The sequence below is a fragment of the Pseudoalteromonas sp. MTN2-4 genome (genome assembly GCF_042848605.1).
Lineage (GTDB): Bacteria > Pseudomonadota > Gammaproteobacteria > Enterobacterales > Alteromonadaceae > Pseudoalteromonas.
In genome coordinates, this window is sequence record NZ_BTGK01000004.1 from 326,654 (window position 1) to 351,749 (window position 25,096).

27 protein-coding genes and 1 tRNA gene are annotated in these 25,096 nt (G+C 38.4%); 15 read left to right on the forward strand and 13 right to left on the reverse strand.

Going from position 1 to position 25,096, the window contains the following annotated elements; genetic code table 11:
• Positions 1-66 precede the first annotated feature (66 nt).
• Entirely contained in the window at positions 67-1,236 is a 1,170-nt protein-coding gene (locus ACGHEH_RS12550; RefSeq protein WP_390445865.1) for a serine hydrolase domain-containing protein, read from the forward strand.
• On the opposite strand, the gene yhbY is transcribed toward ACGHEH_RS12550, so the two are convergent.
• On the reverse strand, positions 1,233-1,526 hold the full coding sequence (yhbY, locus tag ACGHEH_RS12555; protein WP_138482925.1) for a ribosome assembly RNA-binding protein YhbY: 294 nt from the start codon (positions 1,524-1,526) through the stop codon (positions 1,233-1,235). The two genes, ACGHEH_RS12550 and yhbY, sit on opposite strands and share 4 nt — an antisense overlap.
• Before the next feature lie 84 nt (positions 1,527-1,610).
• Between yhbY and rlmE the strand changes: the two genes are divergently transcribed.
• From rlmE to ACGHEH_RS12595, 8 genes are all read left to right on the forward strand, one after another.
• A complete protein-coding gene (rlmE, locus tag ACGHEH_RS12560; protein ID WP_390445868.1) occupies positions 1,611-2,240 on the forward strand; it encodes a 23S rRNA (uridine(2552)-2'-O)-methyltransferase RlmE in 630 nt (209 codons plus the stop codon).
• A gap of 69 nt (positions 2,241-2,309) precedes the next feature.
• The gene (ftsH, locus tag ACGHEH_RS12565) at positions 2,310-4,241 is read left to right on the forward strand and encodes an ATP-dependent zinc metalloprotease FtsH (protein ID WP_390445870.1); all 1,932 of its coding nucleotides are present in this window, start codon (positions 2,310-2,312) and stop codon (positions 4,239-4,241) included.
• 154 nt (positions 4,242-4,395) lie between these two features.
• Positions 4,396-5,244, forward strand: coding sequence for a dihydropteroate synthase (gene folP, locus ACGHEH_RS12570; RefSeq protein ID WP_390445872.1), 849 nt, complete (start codon positions 4,396-4,398; stop codon positions 5,242-5,244).
• The gene (glmM, locus tag ACGHEH_RS12575) at positions 5,241-6,581 is read left to right on the forward strand and encodes a phosphoglucosamine mutase (RefSeq protein ID WP_390445875.1); all 1,341 of its coding nucleotides are present in this window, start codon (positions 5,241-5,243) and stop codon (positions 6,579-6,581) included. The genes folP and glmM overlap by 4 nt, the downstream gene beginning before the upstream one ends.
• Positions 6,582-6,659: 78 nt before the next feature.
• A complete protein-coding gene (gene tpiA, locus ACGHEH_RS12580; RefSeq protein ID WP_390445877.1) occupies positions 6,660-7,409 on the forward strand; it encodes a triose-phosphate isomerase in 750 nt (249 codons plus the stop codon).
• A gap of 1 nt (position 7,410) precedes the next feature.
• Complete coding sequence (gene secG / locus ACGHEH_RS12585) at positions 7,411-7,755, forward strand: preprotein translocase subunit SecG (RefSeq protein ID WP_390445880.1); 345 nt, start codon at positions 7,411-7,413, stop codon at positions 7,753-7,755.
• Positions 7,756-7,762: 7 nt separating this feature from the next.
• Positions 7,763-7,847 (forward strand) — tRNA-Leu (locus tag ACGHEH_RS12590).
• A gap of 131 nt (positions 7,848-7,978) precedes the next feature.
• Positions 7,979-9,949, forward strand: coding sequence for a UvrD-helicase domain-containing protein (locus tag ACGHEH_RS12595; protein WP_390445883.1), 1,971 nt, complete (start codon positions 7,979-7,981; stop codon positions 9,947-9,949).
• Between the two features lie 172 nt (positions 9,950-10,121).
• Here ACGHEH_RS12595 and ACGHEH_RS12600 read toward each other — a convergent pair whose 3' ends face one another.
• Entirely contained in the window at positions 10,122-10,352 is a 231-nt protein-coding gene (locus tag ACGHEH_RS12600) for a hypothetical protein (protein WP_390445886.1), read from the reverse strand.
• A 151-nt stretch (positions 10,353-10,503) separates the two neighbouring features.
• On the reverse strand, positions 10,504-11,163 hold the full coding sequence (gene queC / locus ACGHEH_RS12605; protein WP_138631017.1) for a 7-cyano-7-deazaguanine synthase QueC: 660 nt from the start codon (positions 11,161-11,163) through the stop codon (positions 10,504-10,506).
• A 122-nt stretch (positions 11,164-11,285) separates the two neighbouring features.
• Between queC and queE the strand changes: the two genes are divergently transcribed.
• Positions 11,286-11,951, forward strand: coding sequence for a 7-carboxy-7-deazaguanine synthase QueE (gene queE, locus ACGHEH_RS12610; protein ID WP_390445889.1), 666 nt, complete (start codon positions 11,286-11,288; stop codon positions 11,949-11,951).
• A gap of 81 nt (positions 11,952-12,032) precedes the next feature.
• Here queE and sbcB read toward each other — a convergent pair whose 3' ends face one another.
• Entirely contained in the window at positions 12,033-13,502 is a 1,470-nt protein-coding gene (gene sbcB, locus ACGHEH_RS12615; protein ID WP_390445891.1) for an exodeoxyribonuclease I, read from the reverse strand.
• Between the two features lie 395 nt (positions 13,503-13,897).
• Here sbcB and ACGHEH_RS12620 point away from each other — a divergent pair, with 395 nt between their 5' ends.
• The 3 genes from ACGHEH_RS12620 to ACGHEH_RS12630 all read left to right on the forward strand — a co-directional run bounded on the left by ACGHEH_RS12620 (position 13,898) and on the right by ACGHEH_RS12630 (position 14,868).
• A complete protein-coding gene (locus ACGHEH_RS12620; RefSeq protein WP_390445894.1) occupies positions 13,898-14,101 on the forward strand; it encodes a hypothetical protein in 204 nt (67 codons plus the stop codon).
• Positions 14,102-14,152: 51 nt separating this feature from the next.
• Complete coding sequence (locus ACGHEH_RS12625) at positions 14,153-14,335, forward strand: hypothetical protein (RefSeq protein ID WP_390445897.1); 183 nt, start codon at positions 14,153-14,155, stop codon at positions 14,333-14,335.
• Between the two features lie 104 nt (positions 14,336-14,439).
• On the forward strand, positions 14,440-14,868 hold the full coding sequence (locus ACGHEH_RS12630) for a hypothetical protein (RefSeq protein WP_390445900.1): 429 nt from the start codon (positions 14,440-14,442) through the stop codon (positions 14,866-14,868).
• Here ACGHEH_RS12630 and ACGHEH_RS12635 read toward each other — a convergent pair.
• On the reverse strand, positions 14,810-15,073 hold the full coding sequence (locus tag ACGHEH_RS12635) for an ogr/Delta-like zinc finger family protein (RefSeq protein WP_390445901.1): 264 nt from the start codon (positions 15,071-15,073) through the stop codon (positions 14,810-14,812). The genes ACGHEH_RS12630 and ACGHEH_RS12635 overlap by 59 nt on opposite strands.
• A gap of 616 nt (positions 15,074-15,689) precedes the next feature.
• The gene (locus ACGHEH_RS12640) at positions 15,690-15,881 is read right to left on the reverse strand and encodes a hypothetical protein (protein WP_390445903.1); all 192 of its coding nucleotides are present in this window, start codon (positions 15,879-15,881) and stop codon (positions 15,690-15,692) included.
• Between the two features lie 627 nt (positions 15,882-16,508).
• On the opposite strand from ACGHEH_RS12640, the gene ACGHEH_RS12645 reads away from it, so the two are divergent.
• Positions 16,509-17,126, forward strand: coding sequence for a hypothetical protein (locus ACGHEH_RS12645; protein ID WP_390445906.1), 618 nt, complete (start codon positions 16,509-16,511; stop codon positions 17,124-17,126).
• 197 nt (positions 17,127-17,323) lie between these two features.
• Here the strand turns inward: ACGHEH_RS12645 and ACGHEH_RS12650 are convergent, their stop codons facing one another.
• Complete coding sequence (locus tag ACGHEH_RS12650) at positions 17,324-18,166, reverse strand: hypothetical protein (protein WP_390445909.1); 843 nt, start codon at positions 18,164-18,166, stop codon at positions 17,324-17,326.
• 418 nt (positions 18,167-18,584) lie between these two features.
• Here ACGHEH_RS12650 and ACGHEH_RS12655 point away from each other — a divergent pair, with 418 nt between their 5' ends.
• A complete protein-coding gene (locus ACGHEH_RS12655) occupies positions 18,585-19,001 on the forward strand; it encodes a LexA family protein (RefSeq protein WP_390445912.1) in 417 nt (138 codons plus the stop codon).
• An 87-nt stretch (positions 19,002-19,088) separates the two neighbouring features.
• Here ACGHEH_RS12655 and ACGHEH_RS12660 read toward each other — a convergent pair whose 3' ends face one another.
• The 6 genes from ACGHEH_RS12660 to ACGHEH_RS12685 form a co-directional block, all read right to left on the reverse strand.
• Positions 19,089-19,550, reverse strand: coding sequence for a hypothetical protein (locus ACGHEH_RS12660; RefSeq protein WP_390445915.1), 462 nt, complete (start codon positions 19,548-19,550; stop codon positions 19,089-19,091).
• 568 nt (positions 19,551-20,118) lie between these two features.
• Entirely contained in the window at positions 20,119-21,291 is a 1,173-nt protein-coding gene (thrS, locus tag ACGHEH_RS12665) for a threonine--tRNA ligase (RefSeq protein WP_390445918.1), read from the reverse strand.
• 717 nt (positions 21,292-22,008) lie between these two features.
• The gene (locus ACGHEH_RS12670; RefSeq protein WP_390445920.1) at positions 22,009-22,368 is read right to left on the reverse strand and encodes a hypothetical protein; all 360 of its coding nucleotides are present in this window, start codon (positions 22,366-22,368) and stop codon (positions 22,009-22,011) included.
• 221 nt (positions 22,369-22,589) lie between these two features.
• Positions 22,590-23,186 (reverse strand): hypothetical protein, encoded by a 597-nt coding sequence (locus ACGHEH_RS12675; RefSeq protein WP_390445923.1) that lies wholly within the window; start codon positions 23,184-23,186, stop codon positions 22,590-22,592.
• Positions 23,187-23,228: 42 nt separating this feature from the next.
• Positions 23,229-23,504 (reverse strand): hypothetical protein, encoded by a 276-nt coding sequence (locus ACGHEH_RS12680; RefSeq protein ID WP_390445926.1) that lies wholly within the window; start codon positions 23,502-23,504, stop codon positions 23,229-23,231.
• Positions 23,505-23,738: 234 nt separating this feature from the next.
• Entirely contained in the window at positions 23,739-25,058 is a 1,320-nt protein-coding gene (locus ACGHEH_RS12685; RefSeq protein ID WP_390445929.1) for a dicarboxylate/amino acid:cation symporter, read from the reverse strand.
• Positions 25,059-25,096 lie beyond the last annotated feature (38 nt).

The following is a 25,096-nucleotide window of genomic DNA, read 5'->3' on the forward strand; positions in this document are numbered from 1 at the left end:
TGCCCAAACACAAGACAACAAACGACAAAATGTTAGAATGCCGTTATGAAAACAGGAGCAATTTTTATGAAGACCCTGATTTACGCAGTTATGGGGCTCTTCACCGTTGAATGTTTGGCATTAAATAAAAACAACAACGCCGAGCAGCAACAGTGGCAGCAATTTGTAAATCGCTATTCTAAGCAAGTCGAAACAAAACTAAAAGAAAAATCCATTCCTGGTGCGGCATTAAGTATCGTTCAAGGTGATGATAGTTATTTTCAAAAAGGATTTGGTCGAACAAAAGTCAAAAAAGGCAGAAAAGTTGATGCGCATACACGATTTCGTTTGGCGTCAGTATCCAAAACCTTTGCAGGATCTCTGACCGCTAAATTAGCAACAGAAGGGAAAATCGACCTAGACCGTGAAATCAGTCATTACCTACCACAAGCGCGCGAGTCAAAGTTTGAAGATTTAAAAGTTTACAATTTATTGAGTCATTCTAGCGGCATAGTGCCTAATGCCTACGATAATCTAGTTGAATCTAGAATGAGTTATTTAGATATCACAGATAAGCTTTTTGATATTCAACCAATATGTAAACCCAGTATCTGTTACGGCTATCAAAATGTTATGTTCAGTCTTATTGATAGGGTAATACAAACAAAAACAGGGTTAGATTACAAAACCTGGGTTGAAGAGTTTTTATTTGCGCCTTTGGGTATGCGAGATGGTGGTGTTGGTTTAGAAAATTTAACCAAAGACAAAAATTTTGCAGCGCCTCACGTGTTAGGTAGAAAACGTTGGCATACAGCTAGATTAAAGAGCAACTATTACAAGGTACTGCCTGCAGCCGGTGTAAATGCGAGCGCTGCTGATATGGTCTTTTGGCTAAAAGCGCAACTTGGGCATTTTCCGGAAGTACTTTCATTAGATGCATTGACTGTGCAATCTAGACCTTACGTGCAAACAAAAAGAGAGCTTAAAAGAAGAATTTGGCGCAAGCACGTTAAAGAAGCGCATTATGGTCTAGGTTGGCGCATCTATGACTTTGAAGGTACTTTAATGTTCTATCATAGTGGCTGGGTACAGGGTTATCGGACTGACATTGTGGTCATCCCGTCAATGAACATAGGCTATAGTATGTTACTTAACGCTGAGAGTGGTTTGATAAATGAATTAACAGTTGAGTTTATTAAGCAGGCGATTGAGTGGAAGGAGACGTCAACAGCAAATGCTGTTGACGAGGAAGCTTAGCGAGGAAGTTGAATTTTTTTCTCTTCGCTTTGGCGATATAACACGATAACGTGACCAATCACTTGTACTTTATGCGCTTTTGTTTCTCTTACAATTGCGTCAAAAATGAGTTGTTTTGTCTCTCTGTCATTCGTAGGTACTTTCACTTTGATTAATTCGTGAATGTCCAAAGAATGATCAATTTCTAACATTACGCCTTCAGTTAGCCCATTTGCACCAAGCAAAACAACTGGTTTTAGTGGGTGAGCTAGACCTTTTAGGTACTGTTTCTGTTTATTTGATAATGTCATATTGGTAATATTTACTAATCTTAGGCTTGAATTATCGCTATTCTACCGCCATCTACAGAATATTACTAATGAGTTGCAGTTAATATGGCAAATAAAAAGCACTCAGCGAGCTCAAAACGCTGGTTAAAAGAACATGTTGATGACCCTTATGTTCATGAAGCACAAAAACGTGGTTTCCGTTCACGTGCGATTTTCAAATTAGAAGAAATACAGCAAAAAGATAAATTGCTCAGACCTGGTATGACTGTAGTGGATCTGGGAGCTGCGCCAGGAAGTTGGTCGCAATATTTAGCTGAAGAAGTGAGTGATAAAGGCCAGGTCATAGCATGTGATATCTTACCAATGGACTCACTGGCAGGCGTAGACTTTTTACAAGGTGACTTTAGAGAAGAATCTGTACTCGATGCATTATTAGAACGTATTAACGGTAAAAATGTTGATGTTGTCTTTTCTGATATGGCACCGAATATGAGTGGCAACATGAGCACTGACCAAGCTGGCAGTATGTATTTAGTTGAGCTAGCGTTAGATATGTGCCATCAGGTATTAAAACCAAATGGTGCATTTGCAGTAAAAGTGTTCCAAGGTGAAGGTTTTGATCAATTTGTACAAGAAGTACGTAATTGTTTTAAAGTAGTCAAAATTCGTAAACCTAAAGCATCGCGTCCACGATCTAGGGAAGTATATATAGTGGCGACAGGCTACAAACTGTAGTACAGTTGAAGTGCATTATAGTTGAATTTAAATAATTTTTAGATACAAGAGGTTAACTCCTTGAGCGACATGGCAAAGAACTTAATACTCTGGTTGGTTATCGCAGTAGTGCTGATGACAGTGTTCCAGAGCTTCAATGGAAACGATCAAATCGATCGTCAAACGAGTTACACGCAGTTTGTTAAAGAAGTGCGTAGTGGTGCAGTACGTGATGTCAATATCGACAGAAGTACAGGCACTATCTCAGGTGTTAAAGGAAACGGTGAACGCTTCCAGACGATCATGCCTATGTATGATGAGGATTTAATTAATGACTTGCTTAAAAATGATGTGAACGTTAAAGGTGTTGCACCTGAAGAGCAGTCATTCCTAGCAAATATCTTTATCTCATGGTTCCCAATGTTACTGCTTATTGGTGTATGGATTTTCTTCATGCGTCAGATGCAAGGCGGTGGCGGCAAAGGTGCTATGTCATTTGGTAAGAGTAAAGCGCGTCTAATGGGTGAAGATCAAGTTAAGACGACATTTGCTGATGTTGCTGGCTGTGACGAAGCAAAAGAAGATGTTACAGAGCTTGTAGACTTCTTGCGTGATCCTTCTAAATTCCAAAAATTAGGTGGTAGCATTCCTAAGGGCGTATTGATGGTTGGCCCTCCTGGTACAGGTAAAACACTACTTGCAAAAGCCGTTGCTGGTGAAGCAAAAGTACCTTTCTTCACAATTTCAGGTTCTGACTTTGTAGAAATGTTCGTCGGTGTTGGTGCATCACGTGTTCGTGATATGTTCGAACAAGCTAAAAAAGCCGCGCCTTGTATCATCTTCATCGATGAGATCGATGCAGTTGGTCGTAAGCGTGGTGCTGGCATGGGCGGTGGTCACGATGAGCGTGAACAAACACTTAACCAGATGCTAGTAGAGATGGATGGTTTTGAAGGTAATGAAGGTATTATTGTTATTGCTGCGACTAACCGCCCAGACGTACTTGACCCTGCACTACTTCGTCCTGGTCGTTTTGACCGTCAAGTTGTGGTTGGTTTACCAGACATCAGAGGTCGTGAGCAAATCCTTAATGTTCACATGCGCAAAGTACCTCTTGATGAGAATGTACAAGCATCAGTGATTGCACGTGGTACACCTGGTTTCTCAGGTGCAGACCTCGCAAACCTTGTTAACGAAGCCGCATTATTTGCTGCTCGTGGTAACAAGCGAAAAGTGAGCATGGCTGAATTTGATGCTGCAAAAGATAAGATCATGATGGGTGCTGAGCGTAAGTCTATGGTGATGAGCGAGCACGAGAAAGAAATGACTGCTTATCACGAAGCAGGTCACGCAATTGTTGGTCGTCTAGTGCCAGAGCATGACCCAGTTTACAAAGTATCAATCATTCCTCGTGGCCGCGCACTGGGTGTGACAATGTACTTACCTGAGCAAGACCGAGTAAGTCATTCTAAAGAACATTTAGAATCTATGCTTTCAAGCCTATATGGCGGTCGAATTGCAGAAGCATTGATTTATGGTGATGACAAAGTAACGACTGGTGCGAGTAACGATATCGAGCGTGCAACTGATATCGCTAAGAAAATGGTTACTCAATGGGGTCTGAGCTCTAAACTTGGTCCGCAAATGTACTTAGAAGAGCAAGGCGAAATGTACATGGGTGGCGGTTCTCATCGCATGTCAGGTATGTCTGATGAAACAGCTAAGCTGATTGATGCTGAAATCAAAGACTTTGTTACTCGTAACTACGACCGTGCAGAACAAATCCTAAAAGACAATATGGATATCCTGCACAGCATGAAAGATGCGTTAATGAAATATGAAACCATCGATGCGGGTCAAATTGACGACTTGATGGAACGTAAAGAGGTTCGTCCTCCTCGTGATGCGCATGATCAGAAACCGGAGCCGAAAGCGAAGGTTGACTCTAAGCCTGAGCCTGAATCAAACGAGCCAGAGCCAGCATCGAGACCAACAAATGAGCTTGATGATAGCAAAGAGTAATTAATCTCAATAAGAGCCCCGATTTATCGGGGCTTTTTATTTTAATTTCTTCACTTAACATATAGAATTGCGTTTAGTAATTTTTACCTTTTATTTCGAAACTTCTTTTGAGAATTAGGTGAAATAAATACGTTAAAGGACGCTTCTAAATCACATGATCCAATTATCTCTTCCAAGAAACAGAACGCTTGATTTAACCAAACCGATTATCATGGGTATTGTTAATGTTACACCTGATTCATTTTCAGATGGTGGCAATTACAATTCTGTTGAGGATGCGTTTAAACAAGCTATGCGTTTAATTGAGGAAGGGGCAGAAATTCTAGATATTGGTGGTGAATCGACTCGACCCGGTGCACCAGACGTTGCCCTTCAAGAAGAGCTTCAACGTGTTATACCGGTAATCAAGCGTATTCGAGAAGCCTCTGATTGTGTGATTTCAATTGACACCAGTAAAGCTGCTGTCATGGAAGCGGCCATTGAAGCCGGTGCAGACATTATTAATGATGTAAGAGCGCTTCAAGAGCCTGGTGCATTAGAAGTTGCAGCAAAACATTCCGATGTACCTGTCTGTTTAATGCATATGCAAGGTCAACCTCGCACGATGCAAACAAACCCAACTTATGAAAACCTTATTTCAGAGATAAATCAGTTTTTTGAAGAGCGAGTTTTAACGTGCAGTAAAGCTGGCATTAATCAAAACAGGATTATACTTGACCCCGGCTTTGGTTTCGGCAAGACACTGAATCATAACTTTGAAATTTTAGAAAAATTCAATGAATTTTCGACACTAGGTTTGCCACTATTGGCAGGGCTATCTCGAAAATCTATGTTTGGACAACTTTTGAATAGAGAAACAAGTGAACGTGTTGCCGCCAGTTTAGCTGGTGCATTGTTATGTGCTCAAAAAGGCGCGCATATAATTCGCGTTCATGATGTGAAAGAAACGGCTGATGTCATTGGTGTATGGCAGGCAGCAAGAAATGGAGTAACACCCTTATGACAACAAGAAAGTATTTCGGCACTGACGGTGTTCGAGGTCTAGTCGGCGAATTTCCAATTACGCCTGAGTTCGCACTTAAATTAGGCTGGGCAGCTGGTAAGGTTTTATCTAAATCTGGCACTAAAAAAGTAATTATCGGTAAAGACACCCGTATTTCTGGTTATCTTCTTGAAACATCACTAGAAGCAGGGCTAATTGCTGCGGGTATTGATGTTGTATTACTTGGCCCAATGCCGACGCCAGCTGTTGCGTATTTAACACAAACATTTCGTGCCGAAGCCGGTATTGTGATCAGTGCATCTCACAATCCATACCATGACAATGGAATTAAGTTTTTCAATGGTAAAGGTTTAAAGCTTGGCGATGAAGTCGAGCTTGAAATTGAGGCTATGCTGGATGAAGAAATGACGTGTGTGCCTTCTGAGAAGCTGGGCAAAGCACGTCGCCTGGACAACGCAGATGGCCGTTATATTGAATTTTGTAAGGGCTTATTCCCAAATGAATTGTCTCTTGAAGGTTTAAAAATTGTTTTAGATTGCGCAAACGGTGCAACTTACCACATTGCACCTGACGTAATGCGTGAATTAGGCGCAGAAGTCATTTGTCATGCCTGTGAGCCAAACGGCACAAACATCAATCTAGAGTGCGGTGCAACGCATGTTGATAGTTTAAAGCAAAAAGTGTTAGAGCATAAAGCGGATGTCGGTATTGCATACGATGGTGATGGTGACCGTGTAATGATGGTTGATCACAATGGCCGAGTATTTGATGGCGATGACATCGTGTATATCATCGCTTGTCAGGCACACCAAGAGAATAATTTAGGCGGTGGTGTTGTTGGTACTGTGATGTCAAATATGGGCCTTGAAAACGCATTGAAAGCCAAAGGTATTGATTTTGCACGAAGTAAAGTTGGTGATCGTTACGTTATTGAGCTTCTGAAAGAAAAAGGCTGGAAAATTGGTGGTGAAAGTTCAGGTCACGTACTGAATCTCGACCTTATTTCGACTGGTGACGGTATTGTCTCAAGTTTGCAGGTATTGACGGCCATGGTCTCGCAAAATAAGACATTGAAAGACTTAGGTGCGGGTTTCCAGAAGTACCCAATGAAAATGATCAATGTAAAGTATCAAGCTGGTACTGATCCAACACAAGCCGACGAAGTAAAAGCTGCAGTAAAAGAAGTAGAAGCTGACCTTGCTGGCAAAGGTCGAGTTCTTCTTCGCAAATCTGGTACAGAGCCTGTTGTACGCGTCATGGTAGAGGCGGAGCAAGAGAAGCAAGTACTAGACTTCGCTCAAAAAATTGCCGAAGTTGTTGAAACTGTGAGCAATTAAACAAAATTTCAATTTTATTTCTTGTAACTTTGGGTGAGGCGAGTTAGTATCTCACCCGCTTTTGATGCGGAGTATCGTATGTCGCAACGTAAGCCAATTGTCGCTGGTAATTGGAAAATGAATGGTTCAGTAGAACTTGTTGAAGAAATTTCTTCAAAGGTACTAAGCCAAATAGAAGAAAAAGCATCTCTTATTGTTTTTCCTCCAGCAATGCTTTTAAGCTCGGCAATTGAAAAAGGTTTTGTAACTGGCACGCAAACTGTATCTGAAAACAACTCAGGTGCATTTACAGGCGAAACTAGCGCAGAACTAGCAAAGCAACTTGGTGCAGAGTTTTCTCTTGTAGGACACTCTGAAAGACGTAGCCTTTTTGGTGAGTCAAACGAAGTTGTAGCAAAAAAATTTAGCAAAGCACAAGAAAATGCCTTAACACCGGTTTTATGTGTAGGTGAAACAGAATCTCAAAGAGAGTCTGGACAAACAGAACAAGTTGTTGCTGAGCAAATTAAAGCTGTAATTGAGCATTCAGGTATAGCATCACTGTCAAACTCTGTGATAGCATACGAGCCCGTTTGGGCAATTGGTACTGGTAAGACAGCATCACCTGAACAAGCACAAGCAGTGCATAAATTTATTCGAGATATGATTGCCGAGTATGATGGTCATATCGCAAATGAGCTTCGTATCCTATACGGTGGAAGCGTTAATGATTCTAACAGTGATTTGTTATTTGCACAGCCAGATATAGATGGTGGCCTAATTGGTGGCGCAAGTCTTAAGGCGGATGCTTTTTTAAGTATTTACAAAAGTGCATTAGGGAACGTATAAAATGTACGAGATATTATTGGTTGTTTACCTAATTATTTCTTTAGCTTTAGTTGGTATGATCTTAATCCAACAAGGTAAAGGCGCAGACATGGGCTCTTCATTCGGTGCAGGTGCTTCTGCGACAGTTTTCGGCTCTTCAGGTGCAGGAAACTTCATGACGAAGACAACAACAATCCTAGCGACTGTTTTCTTTGTACTGAGCATCATTTTAGGTAACTTAACAGCTGGTCAAATTAAAAAGACTGATGAGTGGGAAAACCTTTCAGCACCTGTTGCTACAGAAGCAGCTCCTACTGATACAGACGTACCAGCTTCGAACAATAATAACTCTGACGTTCCTAACTAAAGAATTTGCGGATGTGGTGGAATTGGTAGACACGCCATCTTGAGGGGGTGGTGGCTTCGGCCGTGGGGGTTCAAGTCCCCCCATCCGCACCAATTTTAAAAACCAGCTTAGAGCTGGTTTTTTTGTGCCTGAAATTTACTAATGTCGAAATCGATAAAAATACTTTGACTATTCAATAGCCTTGATTAACATAAGACACCAAATTGCTCATTAAACTGTTATCTTGATCTTCCAAAATACTGCTGTATCACTTAGAAATAACCTCAAGGCGATTGAGTTAAATGAAAGCCATCTCATTTTACAATTACATAACGATACGCTTGCTTATTCATGGCAGGTTTTACAGTGTGCGCCTAAATTACATAAAACCCCTTTTAGCCATGTGATTGAGATACAGCTCAATGCTGATGATACTTCTTACAAGCACCGTTTTGCAGCTCACAGTGATTGCCAAGGCCAACTAGACAACTATTGGTGTAATGCAAATAAAGCGGATTTGGTTAATACAATTTCTAAAATTGAAGCACTGTTAAAGCAGTCATTTTTGTCACATCGAAAATGGTTAGCAATAAAAGATAAAGTGAATGCCTTGGCTGTAAACTGGCTTGCTCGAGATCTAAAGTGCCAATTAACGTGGGATATACAAAAAGCACTGGCATCTTTAAAAGAATTAGTTAGTTGGACTGAAACAGATATTTCAGAGTTTAAAAACAGCTTTATTAATTACAAAATGCAGGAGCATAGCTCCTTTTTTGATAGGCTTGAGCAACATCCGCTGACTGAAGCGCAGCAGCGTGCCTGCATCATTCAAGATGATAGACAGTTGTTGTTAGCAGGCGCGGGTACAGGAAAAACCAGTGTCATTACAGCGAAATTTAAATACTTACTTCACACCAAGCAAGCCGAAGCAGCAGACCTATTGGTATTAGCTTATGGCAGCGATGCCAGTGAAGAATTGCAAGCGAGACTTGAAGAAAAAGATCAAGTAATGACTTTTCACAGTTTGGGCAAGCAAATCATAGCTGATGTTGAAGGTAGTGTGCCTAAGGTGTCTGAATTATCTACTAATCTACAGGCTAAAACTGCGTTTATACTCGATACTTTACAAGCGCTATACCCTGACAATTCATTTAAGCAGCTGTTAGTTGCATTTTTGCGAAACAACTTTGCCTACAAATTTGATGGTGAAGTAAGTACATTTTTAAACTCGCCATTAAAAAATAAGTTTGTACAAACCATTTTCACGCTGATAAGTTTCTACAAACAAGCACATGCACTTGACAAAATATCAGAGCTAGAGACGACGTTTTCAGATGATTTAACCCTACTGAGACATTTTCTAGCCGAATATAATCTCTATTTATCAAATGAAAATAGCATCGATTTTGATGACATGATCATTCGTGCCAGACAATATACGCTAGGTGGTCAATATACTCCGCAATGGAAGTTTATTTTAGTTGATGAGTTCCAAGATATTTCACCAATTCGTGCTGAATTGGTGAAAGACTTATTGGCTAATAAGTCGGGTAGCCAATTATTTGCAGTGGGAGATGATTGGCAATCAATTTACCGCTTTAATGGCGGCGATATTCGTTTTACCACAGAGTTTGCAAAACACTTTGGCCATGCAACGACTACCCAACTCGACAAAACATTTCGTTATTCTCAGGCTTTACTTGATTTATCTACTGAGTTTGTCTGTGCTAATCCACATCAAATTACCAAATCAATACAAGCTTTCTCATCAAGCCCATTGCCTGCTATTAAAGAAGTCAATTACACTTATCAAATGCAAGGGGTGTCAGAAGCATTCGGGTACATTGCAAATCAAGCACCGACCAATGCCAGTGTATTAATCTTAGCGAGAAGTCATGCTGCGCTACTAGATAAATCAACTCTACAAGCAATTGAGAGCCACTATCAGCAACTTTCTATAAAACAGATGACATTCCATGCTGCAAAAGGAAAAGAGGCCGATTACGCGGTTTTAATTGGCTTAGACAAGAAGTCATTGCCTTCAAGAGTAAAATCAGCACCTTTAGTTGAGGCTTTACTGCCTCAAGTAGAGCGATTCAAAGATGCAGAAGAGAGAAGACTGTTCTATGTCGCATTAACACGTGCCAAAAAGCAGTTAGTGCTACTTATTCCTGAGCAGTCTCCGAGTGAGTTTGTGATGGAGTTAAACTACTAATACCAAGCCGCAGTAACACATTATTATGTTGAGGGAGGGAAACTGACGTTAACTTCGTTAAAAGTTTCTTATTTAGAATAACTAAATAGCAAAACTTTTGCGTCGCTATCGACAAATTTCTCTTCCCTCAAAATAAAGCACTTAGTCAAGCAGATAGGTATCACTTACAAAATCACAAATTACTGATCTTTTTGTCGAGTTGATAACCTTCATCAGTCACAATTTTTTCTAGTGTTTCAATGCGGCTTTTCAAAGATGCGATTTCATTTTTCATTTCATCTGTGCCCGCGGTATGTTTAAGTGTTTTTTCTTTGAATGCGAGATAGCGTTTTACCCACTCTCCAACCATCCCTAATCCGACACAAATGAAAACGATCATCACGACCATGGTTGTTCCTGACATAACTGACTCCTACTAACAATTCTAATTTTAGAATAGCAGTCTTATTGATTTAAGTTAGTGACAAAAGTCAAAGAAGGGAAGGTGATAACTAGAATGAGGTTAACGGATTGTGCAACTGCAGTAGGTGATTGCAATTGCACAAAATTGATAATTAAGCTTCGTAAGGAAGAGGGTCGCTTGCGTTATTTAATGAAAATGCTTCTAAGCGCTCTTGGCATGCACCACATTTACCACAGGCTTTTTCACGACCGTTATAGCAAGTCCATGTGTTGCTATAATCTAAGCCCATTTTTAGACCATCGGTTAAAATTTCAATCTTTGAATTATTTAAATACGGACAAACAATTTCAACTTCTTCGTAGTTAGCGATGCGACACACGTCACTCATCTTTTCAACGAACTCTGGGCGACAGTCAGGGTAAATTGCATGATCACCCGAGTGTGCACCATAAAATACTTTGTTAGCTTTTAGTGATACCGCATAGCCAACAGCCAAAGACAGTAAGATCATATTACGGTTAGGCACAACCGTACTTTTCATACTTTCTTCTTCGTAATGGCCTTCTGGCACTTCAATATCATCGGTAAGTGATGAGCCACCAATAAGCTGATTGATTGCAGAAATATCAACAACCTTATGGTGTACATTTAAATCAGCACAGACACTCGCAGCGACTTCTAGCTCTTTAACATGGCGTTGGCCATAGTTGAACGATAACGCATACACGTCAAAGCCAGACTTAATTGCTTTGTTTAACACTGTGTAAGAGTCCATTCCACCAGAATAGATTACGACGACTTTTTCACTCATAAGATTATTGCCTCGAATTTGATAGAGGTTTGCTTCAGGGCGCGATATACTACACGGCCGCTGAAAAAATAACAATTTTCACGGCCGATTTTTTGAGTTTGCTATGTTGTATTGGAGCTGCTTTGTACAAAGTTAATGAGATTTTTGAAACCATCCAGGGTGAAGCAAGTTTTACTGGTGTGCCATCGATATTTTTGCGTTTGCAGGGCTGCCCAGTGGGTTGTGCTTGGTGTGATACTAAACAAACGTGGGAAACAAATGACACTTATCTTGTAACTTTAGGCGAAACAGTCGAAAAGAAAGCAGATTCTGAAAAGTGGGCCAATGCCAGCATTGATGACATTATCAATTTGTTCAAAGAACGTGGCTATCTTGCTAAGCATGTTGTTATTACAGGTGGCGAACCCTGTATGTACGATTTAGTGCCTCTTTGCGAGCAACTACATGAGGCCGGTTACACCACACAAATAGAAACCAGTGGCACCTTTGAAATATTAGCACCTGAATCAACCTGGGTAACTGTATCGCCAAAAATCAACATGCGCGGCGGCTATGATGTACTGACGTCAGCCATGCTAAGAGCAAATGAAATCAAACACCCAATCGCGATGCAAAAGCACGTTGATGAACTTGAAGCGCTATTCGAGCAAACAGGTGTGAGACCAGAACTGATTTACTTACAGCCAATCAGCCAAAAAGCCAAAGCAACTAAACTGGCCATCGAAACTTGTTTAAAGAAAAACTGGCGTTTATCGGTGCAAGTACACAAATACATTGGCATAAATTAATTATTATTTTGCTTAATGCTCAAAAAGAGAAAGCCCGTTTTAAACGGGCTTTTTTGTGTAAGATTTAAATTGAGTAAGCGCTTAGAGGCTTTGAGCGTACATGTACAAAGATTTTAATATGCTCATTTTCTTTTCATTACCATCATGCTGATGCAATAAATTCTCTAGCGTTAACATAAAGTCTTCTGCGCCGATAGAAGGATTATCTTCACCATGCATCAACTTATTCTGGCAATATTTACGCCATACATCTAACTCGTGTGGTGTGAGCGTGTGCGGCCAGTTACGCGCTCTGTATCTAAATAGCATAGCGGTGAATTTGGCGTCATCAAACTCTAAATCGAATGAACCCAGTGACTCAGGCGCTGCGTCTCTGATCATCGCAAACTTGGCTTTATCTGCTTTTGACGTAAAGCCGTTATAAAGCTGGTAATCAGGATTAGTCGTGCTGCTAAAGTCCGCTTTATCGTTAAACACTTCTGCTACTTTGTCTCTTAATTCAGGGTGCGCTTTTAGCACTTTTAAATTCTCAAGACACTTTTCTCTGTCTATGCCTAAACGTGCTGCATTTTCAGGAAGCAGAGTTTTAGCAGGCGCCAAAATAGGGCACTTGTTTAAATGCACCAACTTAAGACCTACCGGTAATTCATCTTCGCCTAAATCAGCATGCTTTGTATAAAGACGCTCACGCAACTGCTCAACGTCTAAATCAAGCAGTACTTGAGGGTCCTCTGTTAAGTTAAAGCACACCACGGCATTTTTATTAACTGGGTGAAAGCTCATTGGTGCGATCCAGCTTGTACAGCCTTGAGTCGCAGGAATACGCGAAGAGGTATGTACCAGTGGTTGCATGTTATAGACATCAACAAGATCAGCTAACGCCTTCTTGTTTCTTAACCCAAAGAAGAAGTTGAATAGTTTTGGCTGTTTTTCTTTGATTAACTTAGCCAGCGCAATCGTCGCAGTTACATCACTCAGCGCGTCGTGCGCAGCTGCGTGTTCGATGCCATTGGCAACGGTTAGCTCTTCTAATTTAAAACTTGGCGAACCATCTTCTTTTAATGGCCACTCGATACCTTCAGGTCTTAATGCGTAACAGGCACGCACTAAATCAATAATATCCCAGCGGCTATTACCGTTTTGCCATTCTCGCTCGTAGGGGTCATAAAAGTTTCTATACAGAGAGTAACGCGTTACTTCATCATCAAAGCGAATGCTGTTGTAGCCAGCCACACAGGTATTAGGGCGGCTAAACTCAGCATGGATCTTCGCCATAAATTCAGCTTCAACCAGACCATGTTTAAGTGCATGTTGCGGTGTAATGCCAGTGATCAAACATGCTTCAGGATGAGGCAAATAATCAGGAGCAGGTTTGCAGTATTCTATTAAAGGCTCACCGATAATATTTAAGTTGTAATCGGTGCGAATACCTGCAAATTGACTCGGGCGGTCTTTTTGTGGGCTAGCCCCCCAAGTTTCATAGTCATGCCAATAGATAGTAGGGATATCTTCAACGTTTTCTTGTGTGTGTAATTGATTGTTTTCTTGCATAAATCTTTAGCTATCTATGGTGCTTAATTGTTGGTATTTAACAAAAGCATAGTAACACATATGAAAAATAGCTTCGATTCTAAATGAGCTAACCTTCTTGCATTAAACAACGCTTGCTTTAAGCAAATAGAGTAAAAAGCGACTAGACGGTATATACCAAACTTTTTACCAGATACACTTAGGCCAGTTTATTTTTTTGGCCACCAAGCCAAAATCATAGAGCCTAAAAAAGAATACACCGAGCATTTTGCGCATTCGCTCGCCCAAAAACAAGCCGATGCCGAGCGGTACTAGGTACAACAAACAGCAAAAGCGAATTGGGACGTACTCAACGACGAGCAATTAGCAGAACTGCAGCATAAAGGCCATGTGCTAGTTGGCCGCAGGCTTACCACATGCAAGACGGTAAATTAACTTCGTTCAAAAAAGTTGAGTTTAATGACCTAGAACAATTTATTCCTGCTCAACCAACAACAGAGCATTGGTCACACGCAAGAGAAGTGATAGAGTTGGCTTTTTCCTCTGTAGAACAAGAACAAAGGGAATTACCGAACTTGAGTTGGCTGAGTTGGTTCTACAAGGTAGAGCTTCAGCAATAGGCCAAGACGACTGGTGGGATGTGGGGCTAATGGCTTAATAAAGGAACATTAATGAGCATAGATGAAATTTTAATTAAGTTGCTTAGTTTCATTTTAGTTATTTTGCTTCTTCAGATTGTCTTTGAATTCTTTATTCGTTTAGGAACAAAACTGAATTTTAAGAAAAATACTAAAAAGTTTAAGGAAGTTAACTTGAGTTTCTATAAAAATTTAAACATAAAATTAGCAGCTTAAATTTATCAAAGGTAGTATCTTATTTTTTTATTTTTTCAGTCATTTCATTTGGGTTTTGGGGCGGCGCTAAAACCTTTATTAATGGAGATGACTTTTCCAGTAGAATGTCTGCTACAGGAGGGTGGCTCGGTGGCTACTTTACTACAGTTGTATTCTTTTTTGTTGTTTTTGAGTACTTTAAATATACAAAAAATAGAGCTGAAGAAGAAAAGTATCAAATACTAGAGTTAATTGATGATTTAAATAGGAACATAGATGTTTTCAAATCGTTAAGAGAGTTGTTTATATTAGCTAAGGTAGCTAAAAGTATTTTTGATCCTGGAAATACTCATAAAGTACTTTCCTGTGAAGAGAAAATAACTAAACTGAATTCTTACAAGGAAGAGTTTGTTTATATAAAGGAGGATTTGGATTACTTAAGAGAAAAAGTTACGCATAATAAAAAACAAAAAATTCTCTCGCTTTTAGCTAAAATCAAATACTTGAATCCACATGACAAGATTTTAGCTGCTCAGTTTTTGTTAAATTCTTAATTAACGAAGCGGCCATTTGAGCAGTATCTTTTCTTGGTGGGTTTAAGAAATGTTTGAAAGCAATTGTAGTTACAAATGTTGCCCCGCATTCTTTAGTATTTGTACATGTACAATATAAATCAGCAATGTCAGCTGATTGATTCTCTCTCGATGTAATGATTGCTTTGCTTTCACAGTAGGGCAATTCAATCTCATAACTCTGCACCAAATACCACAAAATAACTTGTAATTTTATACAGTGTTTGATGTGCTGGCAAACAACTGCTAGAGCATCTAGCCAGAAACCAACGTGCCGAAAAAATCACTCCTCCTCGCCTTCCGCTTTCGCACAAAGAATGCGTCAAATTGACAAGCCTAGTGACAGTTATATTAAAGCTAAGCCAAGTTAATAAAGGTTCTAGAAGATTGTTGAAGAGGATCTGAATGTCAAAGTTGTGACATGAACGTGACTACAAAAACTTAAAAATCATTGTAAAAACTGAAAATCAAAAAAACTAAAATAATTATGACTTTAGTCATAACTATTTTATGAAATACTTGTTTAAAGCTATATAAACTCAAGATCGCTTTGAACTTCTTTTAGGTTAACTCGAATTCAAAGTGAGAGTGTGTTCAATGCACTGAGTGATGACTTACTGAGAAATGCATAAGAAAGCGGCGACACTTGCAAATGGTGTTCAAATGACAAATTTTTCTGCGGCGCATAATAAACTTGAAAAAAAAGCTAATGTTGATGATAAAATAAAAGTTATACGCTGGTTTTAATACCCAAATTAAATATAAAGCTAATCTGGGTATGTTTAATCATTTAGCTCTTTAAGTTAAATGCATCGATATTCTGGTACTGAGAAAGCACATCCTCGGGTACCAGGATCACATAGCAAATGATCACCATAAGTAAGCACTTTGGCATCTCGAGCACCACCTCCTACTTCCTTAGTTAGCTCCGCTGGTAAAGCATGAGAATCACGACTTAAGGACTTAATTTTCTTTTTATTTAATTTTAATTTCATAAATCATTTCCTTTTGTTAAATATAGTTGAGTAGTATCTGAGTGACACTTTAAACAAACTATCAATACTTTAACTACACAGTCAATGCTAATAAAGCTTTGTTTTTTTGTTATCAGGTTGTATTTTGGGTTTCTTGGGTGTTAAGTGTAAACTTTGAAGTCAGGCTAATTATTATCAGTATTACTGATTTTAATTGCTGTTAACTTAGACGATAGAACCTTACTTACTCCCTTCGTTTCTTTAGTTTACGCAACCAAGTAAGTCCAAGCATTGCAAGCGTAAGTTCAAGAACCTAGTGACGTAGTCGAATTGCATTTAGGCTATGAACTCACGAACATGACCCCGTACTTTTTAGGCGTGATTGAATCAAAACACCAAGCCAATGGCCGTTGGTACCTAACTTGCCGATAGCTACTAGGCGCACTCGCATTTCAATCAGCTTTATTAATTCGCCATGACACTATAAGCCAGGTATTAAACGAGCTAGATAATCGAATAAAGTTTATTACGTCTGATGCTGATTATATGCAAACCATGTAACCATGTTTTGTCATGCTGGCACGGCCATTTAAGCGCTAAAACAAATAGGGCAGTACAAGTAAATGCCTGAGTTTATTTATCAGCATTTTGCCATGGCAAAGCCTGCTACCAGAGCATAAACACACCGATGTCAGCCTAAAGCAAAATAGCCGCTCTCAGATAAAAGGCAGCAACGGCAATTGGCACATTGAAACTGATGGCGATATCACCCAAAGCAGTGACAAAAGCACAGTAAAAACAAGAGAGCGAAACGAGCAATACCATACTCGAAAAACCGAAATTGCCAGCCACGATACAACCCAAATAGACGGCAACCAAATCAATGAAATCATGGGCGCGCTTAAAACCATCGTAGGTGAAAAGGCACTATTCGTTGCACTTGAAGGACTCATGCTAGGCACTCAAAAACAGCTAGATATCAAAGCCCATGAGAATATGAATTTAGAGTCACTTCGAACCCTTCACGCCAAAGCCACAGCGCTGGCAAAAGTAGAAGGTGCAACGGTTTGGCTAGGTAATAACTCAGTCAATGCCATGCAAATACTTCTCGACCTCATTAACCTGGTTAAAGACTTAAGCGCCAGCCTAGAGAACCACGATCATAAAGACCAAGGGGCAGGACCACCCATTACTAAACCCGAGTTTACCAACCACAAAAACACAGCTGATGATTTAAAAAGTACCCTTGAGCCAGTGGTTGAATGACTTATGCACAGATTTTGTTTGAAAGCTGTTCATAGTTAAAAGAATGAATAATTAATACTAGTTTAAATGAGGGGGAACAAATATATTGATTTGCAATAAGGTTTATATTTCTTTTACTCAGAAATAGTGGGTTAAAATAAGGCTGAAAATAGAGTAGCTAATTAATTTAGCTACTCTAAATACTGAAGAAGGTTGAATTATTTTGGTTGACAGTTACTACAAGGTGGTTTCGTAGTTCCAGGAACTCTAACCCAACCAGCATCTTTGGTATGAGAGTAAGTGCCATCAAAAATACGAACACTTACCTTATAAAGACCTCCACCTAAATGAGGTGTTACAGATACTGTTTTATTACCTCTTAGCATTCCGCGGTTTGAAAATGAAACTGATGCACTACTCGTTGTTAAATAAAGCTCATCTAACAAGGTGATAGATACTCTAACAGGTGAGTTTTCTGTTATGGCTTTTGAGTGTGTATCTAGTTTGAACCTGACATTTGTACTAATCTTCCCACGAGAGTATGAAGGAGTAGTATTAGATGTTACTTCTGGTTTTTCTTGCACGATTACAGGAATAGCTTGGCACCTTCCTGAAGATCTTGCCCACATTAACCCACTACCATAAGTAGAAGAGAATTTCATGCGAAAATATGCGTTAGAATCCCAATCCGAACGATCTTGTCCTAAAAAGCCTCTTTCTGAGTTGTAAAAATTAACATCTCTTAACTTGTCATTAAAATCTAAAAAGTCTAAGTCGGCCTTGTAACGGTAATTTACACCCCTTAAAACATAAGACGGGCCTGATACTTTAAAGCTATCACCAGTACTTAAACCTTGAAGAGACATTAAAAAAGTTCCCAAGCTTGTCCAAGATTGAGATCCATAATATCCCCAACCAGCAGAAATAGCATCGGGTAATTTATGAAGATTTAGAGTATTGGATTCATGATTTGAATATTTGCAATCATAAGGCAGCTCATTAGAGAGCACATTTATAGATGAGAAGAGTAATGCGATCGCAGTAAGATTTTTTATTTTCATTTATATTCCTTTGTTAAAATTTCACACATACCTTTAAGTGCGAAATTATCGTAAAAAATTAAATCAATTAAGTCAATGACTTACTTTTTATTGTGTCTTAGTCTGTTTAAAACGATGTGAAGATATTTGAGCCGGGGAATTAGTTTTATCGTTTTCTTTTGAGGCTTTACCTTTTCAAAATTTTTTGAAAATTGAAATTATCTATTAATAAAATTGTAAATTAATAATTATGAGGCAGGAATGAGATTTACTGAAGTTGACTTTACCAATCATAAAAACTCCGCAAACGATTCAAAAAGTACCCTAGAGCTAGTGGTTGAATGACTAATGCACAGATTTTTTTTGAAAGTTGTGCGTAGTTGATCAAATACTAAAATCAAATATACTGATTATATATACAGTGATCGTCGTGTATATTATGAAGGTCATCCCAATCAAAGCAAGTTGTGGTTTCAATAATGGTGTTGAAACCCTTGCGTCAACATACCCCGAGCTAGGCAAAACATTAGACCAACTCATTATGCCAAATAGAGTTGCTACCTTTATAGGTCTAGCTTCTGGCGATTCAATGAAAGACATAGGCCTATTCGATGGTGATTTAATCATTGTAGATAGAGCTGTAGACATTAAAGACGGTGATGTGATCGTTGCCAATCTTAACGGGGAGTTTGTCTGTAAAATCCTTGATTATATAAACGGGCGCTTAATATCAGCATCAGACCAATACAAACCATTAGTAATCAAAGACTGTGATGTATTTAGTTGTGAAGGGGTGGTGACTTCTTCAATTCGTTTGTTCAGACAACGAGAATGTTTTAAGTCGAAATTGTTTTAGTGTTGAGCTATTTAGACATAGTTTCTAGATATCATGATCAATTAAGCTTTTTAGTGGAATTGTTTTATATTGATGGTTATTCTCACTTTAAACAGACTTGTAATTGATTTTTATTACAAATTTTGATTTAGACTCATCTAAAAAGCTTCTTATAACCAAACTATCATCTTCATTAAATTTACCTTTGTTGCCATTGTGCTGAATCTTTAAAGCTTCTTGGCCTTCACCTAATTGAGTAAGGCTTAGGATGTAACGAGAACCTATGTTTTCAAGAATTAAATTTTCTAATGCCTTGTACTCGATTTGCTTTCCATCCCAATAATAGTCATATGCTTTAACTATTGCAGGACCCAAACCTTTATTGCATATAGAAAAAGTAGCTGTTCCAAAATCCAACTCTAAAAGGTTGAGTTTATCTGCTATGTATGGAACGACAGATGCTTCTTGATGTAACTTATTTGAATAACTTTGATAAATAGCTATAGCAGCACTGATAATTGCAGCAATGCAAGAAGCAACAGCTGTTATTAATGTATATATTTCAATCATGTCCTTTGCTTAATATATCGAGTGTGTGTATTGATGTGTGTATCAGTTTTTTCTTGCTTAAAAAATTTCAATTAAAATAGTCGCTTGCAAGCTCTTTCTAATAGTCATGCCAATAGATAGTAGGGATATCTTCAACGTTTTCTTGTGTGTGTAATTGATTGTTCTCTTGCAGAAATCTTTAGCTATCTATTGTGCTTAATTGTTGGATTTTAACAAAAGCACAGTAACACATATGAAAAATAGCTTCGATTCTAAATGAGCCTGCCTTCTTGCATTGAACACAGCTTGTATTAAAGCAAATAGAGTATAAAAGTTACTAGGCGGAAAGAATTAAACTTTTAACCAGACACGCTCGGGCCAGTTTATCGTTTTAGGCCACCAAACCAAAATTAAACATTGAAAAAAGAATATACCGAGCATCTGGCATATTCGCTCGCCCAAAAATACACTGGCTCTTTGCTAAATATTTTTGCCAATTTTTTCAAACCAATCTTATCGTGAAGTAAATATCGACGCCCATCATGTTTTCTGATGGGCTATTTAGGGGAGTCTTATGTAAATAATTAGATTAATGACTCAGTAAAAAACGATTTAAGTTAGAAGAATGAACACTAGAACTAGTCTTTTTATATCTAAGGTTAAGTTGATTAGATGCAATTTCCTCGTCTCCGATCACAATACTGAAATTACATTTTTTCTTGAATGCATCTCTAACTCGATAGCCAACGCTATTATTTGAGTCATCGATAAAGCAAGAAATATTGGCACACTTCAATTGAGATTTAAGTTCCTGACAATAATCAATATGTTCTTTCGAAACAGGTAACAGTACAATTGAATAAGGGTTTAAAGCGACAGGCAGACGACCATGGTAGTGTTCAAGCAAGACTGCGATAAAACGCTCAAGTGATCCCAGCACTGCTCTATGTAAAATAACAGGGTGCTCCTTTTCACCTGCTTCGTTAATAAATGCACAGTCGAATTTTTCTGCGAGAAAGTAGTCCAGTTGAAATGTTCCACATTGCCAGTCTCTACCCAGTGAGTCTTTAAGAATAAATTCTATTTTTGCACCGTAAAAAGCACCTTCGCCTTCTACAAGTTCAAAAACAATATCTTGTTCAGCCAACCCTTCTTGTAAGAGCATTTCAGAACGATCCCATAATTTATCAGACCCTAGCTTATTATCGGGCCGTAATGAAACTTTAACTTTAATCAACTCTCTGCTAAATCCGAAGAATTGGTACATCTCGAAAAGTAACTGACAGTAGAGTTTTAATTCATTCTTAATCTGTGCTTCACGACAAAATATATGCCCATCATCTTGGTTAAATGCTCTGAGCCTAAAAAGACCGTTTAATGCACCTGAAGGTTCATTTCTGTGGCAAAGACCAAACTCAGCAACACGAAAAGGTAGCTCTTTGTAGGAGTGAACCATGTCGTTGAATATATTAATGTGAAAGGGGCAACTCATCGGTTTAACAGAAAGGTTATTTTGCGAGAGATGGAACATGTTGTCGCTATACTTCTCACTATGTCCCGAGTTTTGCCAAAGAGAATCGTTTGCAATAACAGGACTTTTTACTTCTTTGTAGTCATATCTATCTAACATTGAGCGTATATAGCCCTCAATACGCCTATACAATTCATGTCCTTTAGGATACCAGTCAACCATACCTGCGGAGTTTTCTGAAATATTGAAAAGCTGGAGCTGTTTACCAAGTTTGCGGTGCTCATTAATCATTGTTGTCTCACTTTAAGTTTCGTTAATGTGTGACATGAACTGAACATACTAAAAAGGCTGACAATTCATGTCAGCCTTTTTTAATCAAACAAGTGCTAACACGACAATTAGGTGGTTGTCGTGGTGGTTGTGTTTTTAAAAATTGAAAAGCTTGATTTCACAAAAATACACTGTGTGTTGATATAACATATCAAGACTATTTAAGAGTTGGTTTTAAGTCAATACTGAATCAAATCTTTTTATAAAAATGGCTGCTTACAGCTTCAATTTACTTGTTCAGACCAAGTAAGTGTTCTGAATCAAAGCTGTCTTGATCTTCTTTCTATTACAGCGTTTTAACCTAGCTTCCAAATTTGAGAGGTAAAAGTACATTTTTTTAGGTGTTTTTATACATGAAATCTAATTTATATATTGAAAGGGACTTTTGCTCTATAAAGTTACAAAGTTATATAAAACAATGTGTTATTGGTTTTATCAAATAGTTTTGTAAAAATAGCAGGGATGCTCTTAACGACATTTTATACGTAACTGATTATTTTTAGCTGATTAATTTTTATCTTTCTACTGCGTCATACACTAAAAAATATCAAACCTAACTAATAATTTCGATTTTATAATTTTTTTAGGTAGGCAGCCGAACCGAGAATTGAGGTTTTTATAATTGAATGCAAAAAATAAGTTGCTATGTTTTGCATCCAAACATTTAGCAGAGAATTGTTATTTGATTATCTCGATATCTCTTTGATGATGTAGTGTGATTTGAAGTTCACCTCTGACTTCTTCTACAACACCTGAAGCACAGATAGTTTGCCCTTGTGTGTTTTTAAAGCCTCCCCACTTTTTTTGAAGCTTTTTAGCGATATGTGAATTAACGGAAAAGCTAATATTAGAGTTTGGGTATTTTCCATCTACATCGAGTTTGATATTTTCTCTTAATTTTCTGACATCACTTAATTGTCCACATACAGTGACAAGTGAATTTAGATGATTGTAACCTTCGTGAGAAGCAATTTTATCAGGAGATGAGAATGCAGAAAAAGAAAGCAAAGATATGCAAATTAGAGTTAGCTTGTTCATTATAAATCCTTTATTTACATTGCCTTACAAAAATAAGTTTAGAGCTTGAATTCTAAATTTCAAGCTAGTTTATTTTCAAACTAATAAAGTGTTCGTGTAAATACATCATTAGGTGTCAAATTTAATTTTTACGTAAAATTAGCAACTAGCATTTAGACACAAAAAAAGCGCCATTCGGCGCTTTGTACTTTAACTTACATTACTTTGGGATAATGGGTAAATCAAATCTCTGTGTGATGAAGTAGGGTATCTACAATGTCACTGAATTTATTTGCGCGCTTCACTGTGTACAAATTTAAGCCAACCACTTTTGCTAAATCAATCAACCCAAAATAGCCGATAAAATTTGTTTGTGTGTCATCAGTCACAAGCAAGAACTCTGAGCCAGTTTGTTCCATGGTTTTGGTTATACTGCCAACGGTTGACTGCTCAACTTGCTTCAGATTAGTTTGTTGTAGCGTATTGATTGGTAGCATAACATCGCCAATTGTAAGCTCTTTACGATGGCAATTTAATCTGTCTGCGGTCGCTAATATATGACGGCTACCTAGTCTGGCATTTGAAATTAGGCCAACTATTTTATCTTTGGCATCAATAACAAAACTCATTTTATGATGTGTTTTGTTAAGTATTAGCTCTACCTCATCAAGACGCGTATCTATTTCAATATGCTGAATTGGGTTAAGCACAAGGTTATGCATTAGCTGCAAAGCTGGTTCATTTTCATCAATTAATTGATTATATGTGTTAGCAAATTTAATAGGAGCAAAAGTTATGTTAGATGCAGTTTGTGTTTCTAATGGTGTAAATGCGTTCATGAGTCACCTCTTTAAAAAATTAATAAGCACGAAAGTTCTATATTAATTTTTGATAGGTGGTGCTCTTATTGGTGAAAACTCAATTTGTACTGTAGTAGCAGAAATTGAAAGAACAAACTCAGAATAGTTTATCGGGCCTTTGATTATATCTGCTGAAGAAATGATTGTGTCGTCTAGATCGTCGATGACATTAACATTATCTTGATCTATCGCCACAGAATTTACAGACAAAAGAGTGTCGTGCTCGGCAGCTTGCGCGGTCGAGACATTAACTAAGCTGAAAACGCAAAGAAGCGTAAATATCTTAATTATGTTCATACTTCACCGTATCTAACACTCTAATAAACCCATAACTTCAATTTATGGGCGACCCAAATAAAAAACAAGACTTAATATGTAACAACGTATAAATCTTAGTTGAGTATGATACGCCTTGAATCTGAACTGGTTATGAATTGAACAGGTTTTTGGAGGGGTTAATAAATTAAAAGGTAGATGCTTGCCCAAGGGAGCTAAAAACCCCAGCAATTAAAATACTGGGGCTTGAGAGTCTTAATCTAGCTTTTCTAAATTCTTAGCAGCGTTCGGGTCATTGAAAACATGTGTATCAAATTCGTTTTCAGACTTAGCAACAACACACGTTACCATACAGTCGCCCGTTACATTTACTGCTGTGCGCGTCATATCAAGCAGTCGGTCAACACCCATGATGATAGCAATACCTTCAACTGGCAGACCTACTTGGTTAAGTACCATTGCAAGCATGATAAGACCCACACCAGGCACACCTGCAGTACCTACAGAAGCAAGTGTAGCGGTTAGGATAACCATTAGGTAATCACTAATTGTTAAATCAACAGCGAAAACTTGCGCGATAAATACAGTCGCAACACCTTGCATGATGGCAGTACCATCCATGTTAATTGTCGCCCCAAGAGGCACGGTGAAAGACGCAACAGAGTTATGCGCACCAAGCTTTTTAGTGGCTGTTTCGAGGGTTACTGGCATAGTCGCACTCGAGCTTGATGTACTGAATGCAAACATACATGCGTCTTTCATCTTAGTTAGGAAGGTAACTGGGCTTAGACCCGTTAGAACTTTTAAAAGTGCAGAGTAGTTGATGAGTGCGTGAATAAATAAAGCCGCTAAAACAGTAAAGAAATATTTTGCTAGACCAAGGATTAAACCCATCTCAATGGTTGTAAATAACTTAGCCATTAAACAGAAAACACCAATTGGCGCTAGGTTCATTAAAATAGTCACAAGTTTAAGCACAACCGTGTTTAAATCATCAAACACTTTAGCAATTCGTTTACCCGGCTCACCACTTAGTGCCATTGCAATACCAAATAGAAGGGCAAATACGATAACTTGTAACATGTTACCTTCAGCCATCGCATTGATAGGGTTAGTAGGGAACATATTAATGATAACTTGAGTCAGCGTTGGTGCTTGTTTAGCGTCAAATGCTGCTTCTGTCGGTACGTCATACCCCACACCTGGGCTAACTAATAATGCAAGTGATATTGCGACGGTAATCGCTACAGCTGTAGTGGTTAAGTAAAGTGCGATTGATTTACCACCTAAACGACCTAACTTCTTTGGGTCACTTAAGCTACATGTACCACACACCAAAGAAATGAAAACCAAAGGCACAACCAGCATTTTTAAGCTGGCAATGAAAATTTGACCGCCGATGTGAAATAAGCCGTCTACGAAGAAACCTTTAACGGCTAGATCAAATACCCCAAGAGGGATTAAAACGTCTTCTTTATCACCAATAATAAATTGGAAAAGCAGGCCTAGAAAAACACCTGCGACCATGCCGAGCATGATGCGAGTGGTTAAACTCATCTTGTTATTTTGTGTCATATCGATTGTTAGATTTTTTTAAATTCATAATAGCCTAC

Bases quoted from the DNA above. Each gene is read 5' to 3' on its own strand.
- ACGHEH_RS12550 (WP_390445865.1), top strand. From the start codon at position 67: ATGAAGACCCTGATTTACGCAGTTATGGGGCTCTTCACCGTTGAATGT.
- ACGHEH_RS12640 (WP_390445903.1), bottom strand. From the start codon at position 15,881: ATGAAATTAAAATTAAATAAAAAGAAAATTAAGTCCTTAAGTCGTGAT.
- sbcB (WP_390445891.1), bottom strand. From the start codon at position 13,502: ATGCAAGAAAACAATCAATTACACACACAAGAAAACGTTGAAGATATC.
- ACGHEH_RS12625 (WP_390445897.1), top strand. From the start codon at position 14,153: ATGAGCATAGATGAAATTTTAATTAAGTTGCTTAGTTTCATTTTAGTT.
- ACGHEH_RS12620 (WP_390445894.1), top strand. From the start codon at position 13,898: ATGCAAGACGGTAAATTAACTTCGTTCAAAAAAGTTGAGTTTAATGAC.
- ACGHEH_RS12630 (WP_390445900.1), top strand. From the start codon at position 14,440: ATGTCTGCTACAGGAGGGTGGCTCGGTGGCTACTTTACTACAGTTGTA.
- ACGHEH_RS12670 (WP_390445920.1), bottom strand. From the start codon at position 22,368: ATGAACAAGCTAACTCTAATTTGCATATCTTTGCTTTCTTTTTCTGCA.
- ftsH (WP_390445870.1), top strand. From the start codon at position 2,310: ATGGCAAAGAACTTAATACTCTGGTTGGTTATCGCAGTAGTGCTGATG.
- folP (WP_390445872.1), top strand. From the start codon at position 4,396: ATGATCCAATTATCTCTTCCAAGAAACAGAACGCTTGATTTAACCAAA.
- ACGHEH_RS12680 (WP_390445926.1), bottom strand. From the start codon at position 23,504: ATGAACATAATTAAGATATTTACGCTTCTTTGCGTTTTCAGCTTAGTT.
- ACGHEH_RS12655 (WP_390445912.1), top strand. From the start codon at position 18,585: ATGAAGGTCATCCCAATCAAAGCAAGTTGTGGTTTCAATAATGGTGTT.
- yhbY (WP_138482925.1), bottom strand. From the start codon at position 1,526: ATGACATTATCAAATAAACAGAAACAGTACCTAAAAGGTCTAGCTCAC.
- ACGHEH_RS12685 (WP_390445929.1), bottom strand. From the start codon at position 25,058: ATGACACAAAATAACAAGATGAGTTTAACCACTCGCATCATGCTCGGC.
- secG (WP_390445880.1), top strand. From the start codon at position 7,411: ATGTACGAGATATTATTGGTTGTTTACCTAATTATTTCTTTAGCTTTA.
- ACGHEH_RS12600 (WP_390445886.1), bottom strand. From the start codon at position 10,352: ATGTCAGGAACAACCATGGTCGTGATGATCGTTTTCATTTGTGTCGGA.
- ACGHEH_RS12675 (WP_390445923.1), bottom strand. From the start codon at position 23,186: ATGAACGCATTTACACCATTAGAAACACAAACTGCATCTAACATAACT.
- ACGHEH_RS12660 (WP_390445915.1), bottom strand. From the start codon at position 19,550: ATGATTGAAATATATACATTAATAACAGCTGTTGCTTCTTGCATTGCT.
- rlmE (WP_390445868.1), top strand. From the start codon at position 1,611: ATGGCAAATAAAAAGCACTCAGCGAGCTCAAAACGCTGGTTAAAAGAA.
- queC (WP_138631017.1), bottom strand. From the start codon at position 11,163: ATGAGTGAAAAAGTCGTCGTAATCTATTCTGGTGGAATGGACTCTTAC.
- tpiA (WP_390445877.1), top strand. From the start codon at position 6,660: ATGTCGCAACGTAAGCCAATTGTCGCTGGTAATTGGAAAATGAATGGT.
- glmM (WP_390445875.1), top strand. From the start codon at position 5,241: ATGACAACAAGAAAGTATTTCGGCACTGACGGTGTTCGAGGTCTAGTC.
- thrS (WP_390445918.1), bottom strand. From the start codon at position 21,291: ATGATTAATGAGCACCGCAAACTTGGTAAACAGCTCCAGCTTTTCAAT.
- ACGHEH_RS12650 (WP_390445909.1), bottom strand. From the start codon at position 18,166: ATGAAAATAAAAAATCTTACTGCGATCGCATTACTCTTCTCATCTATA.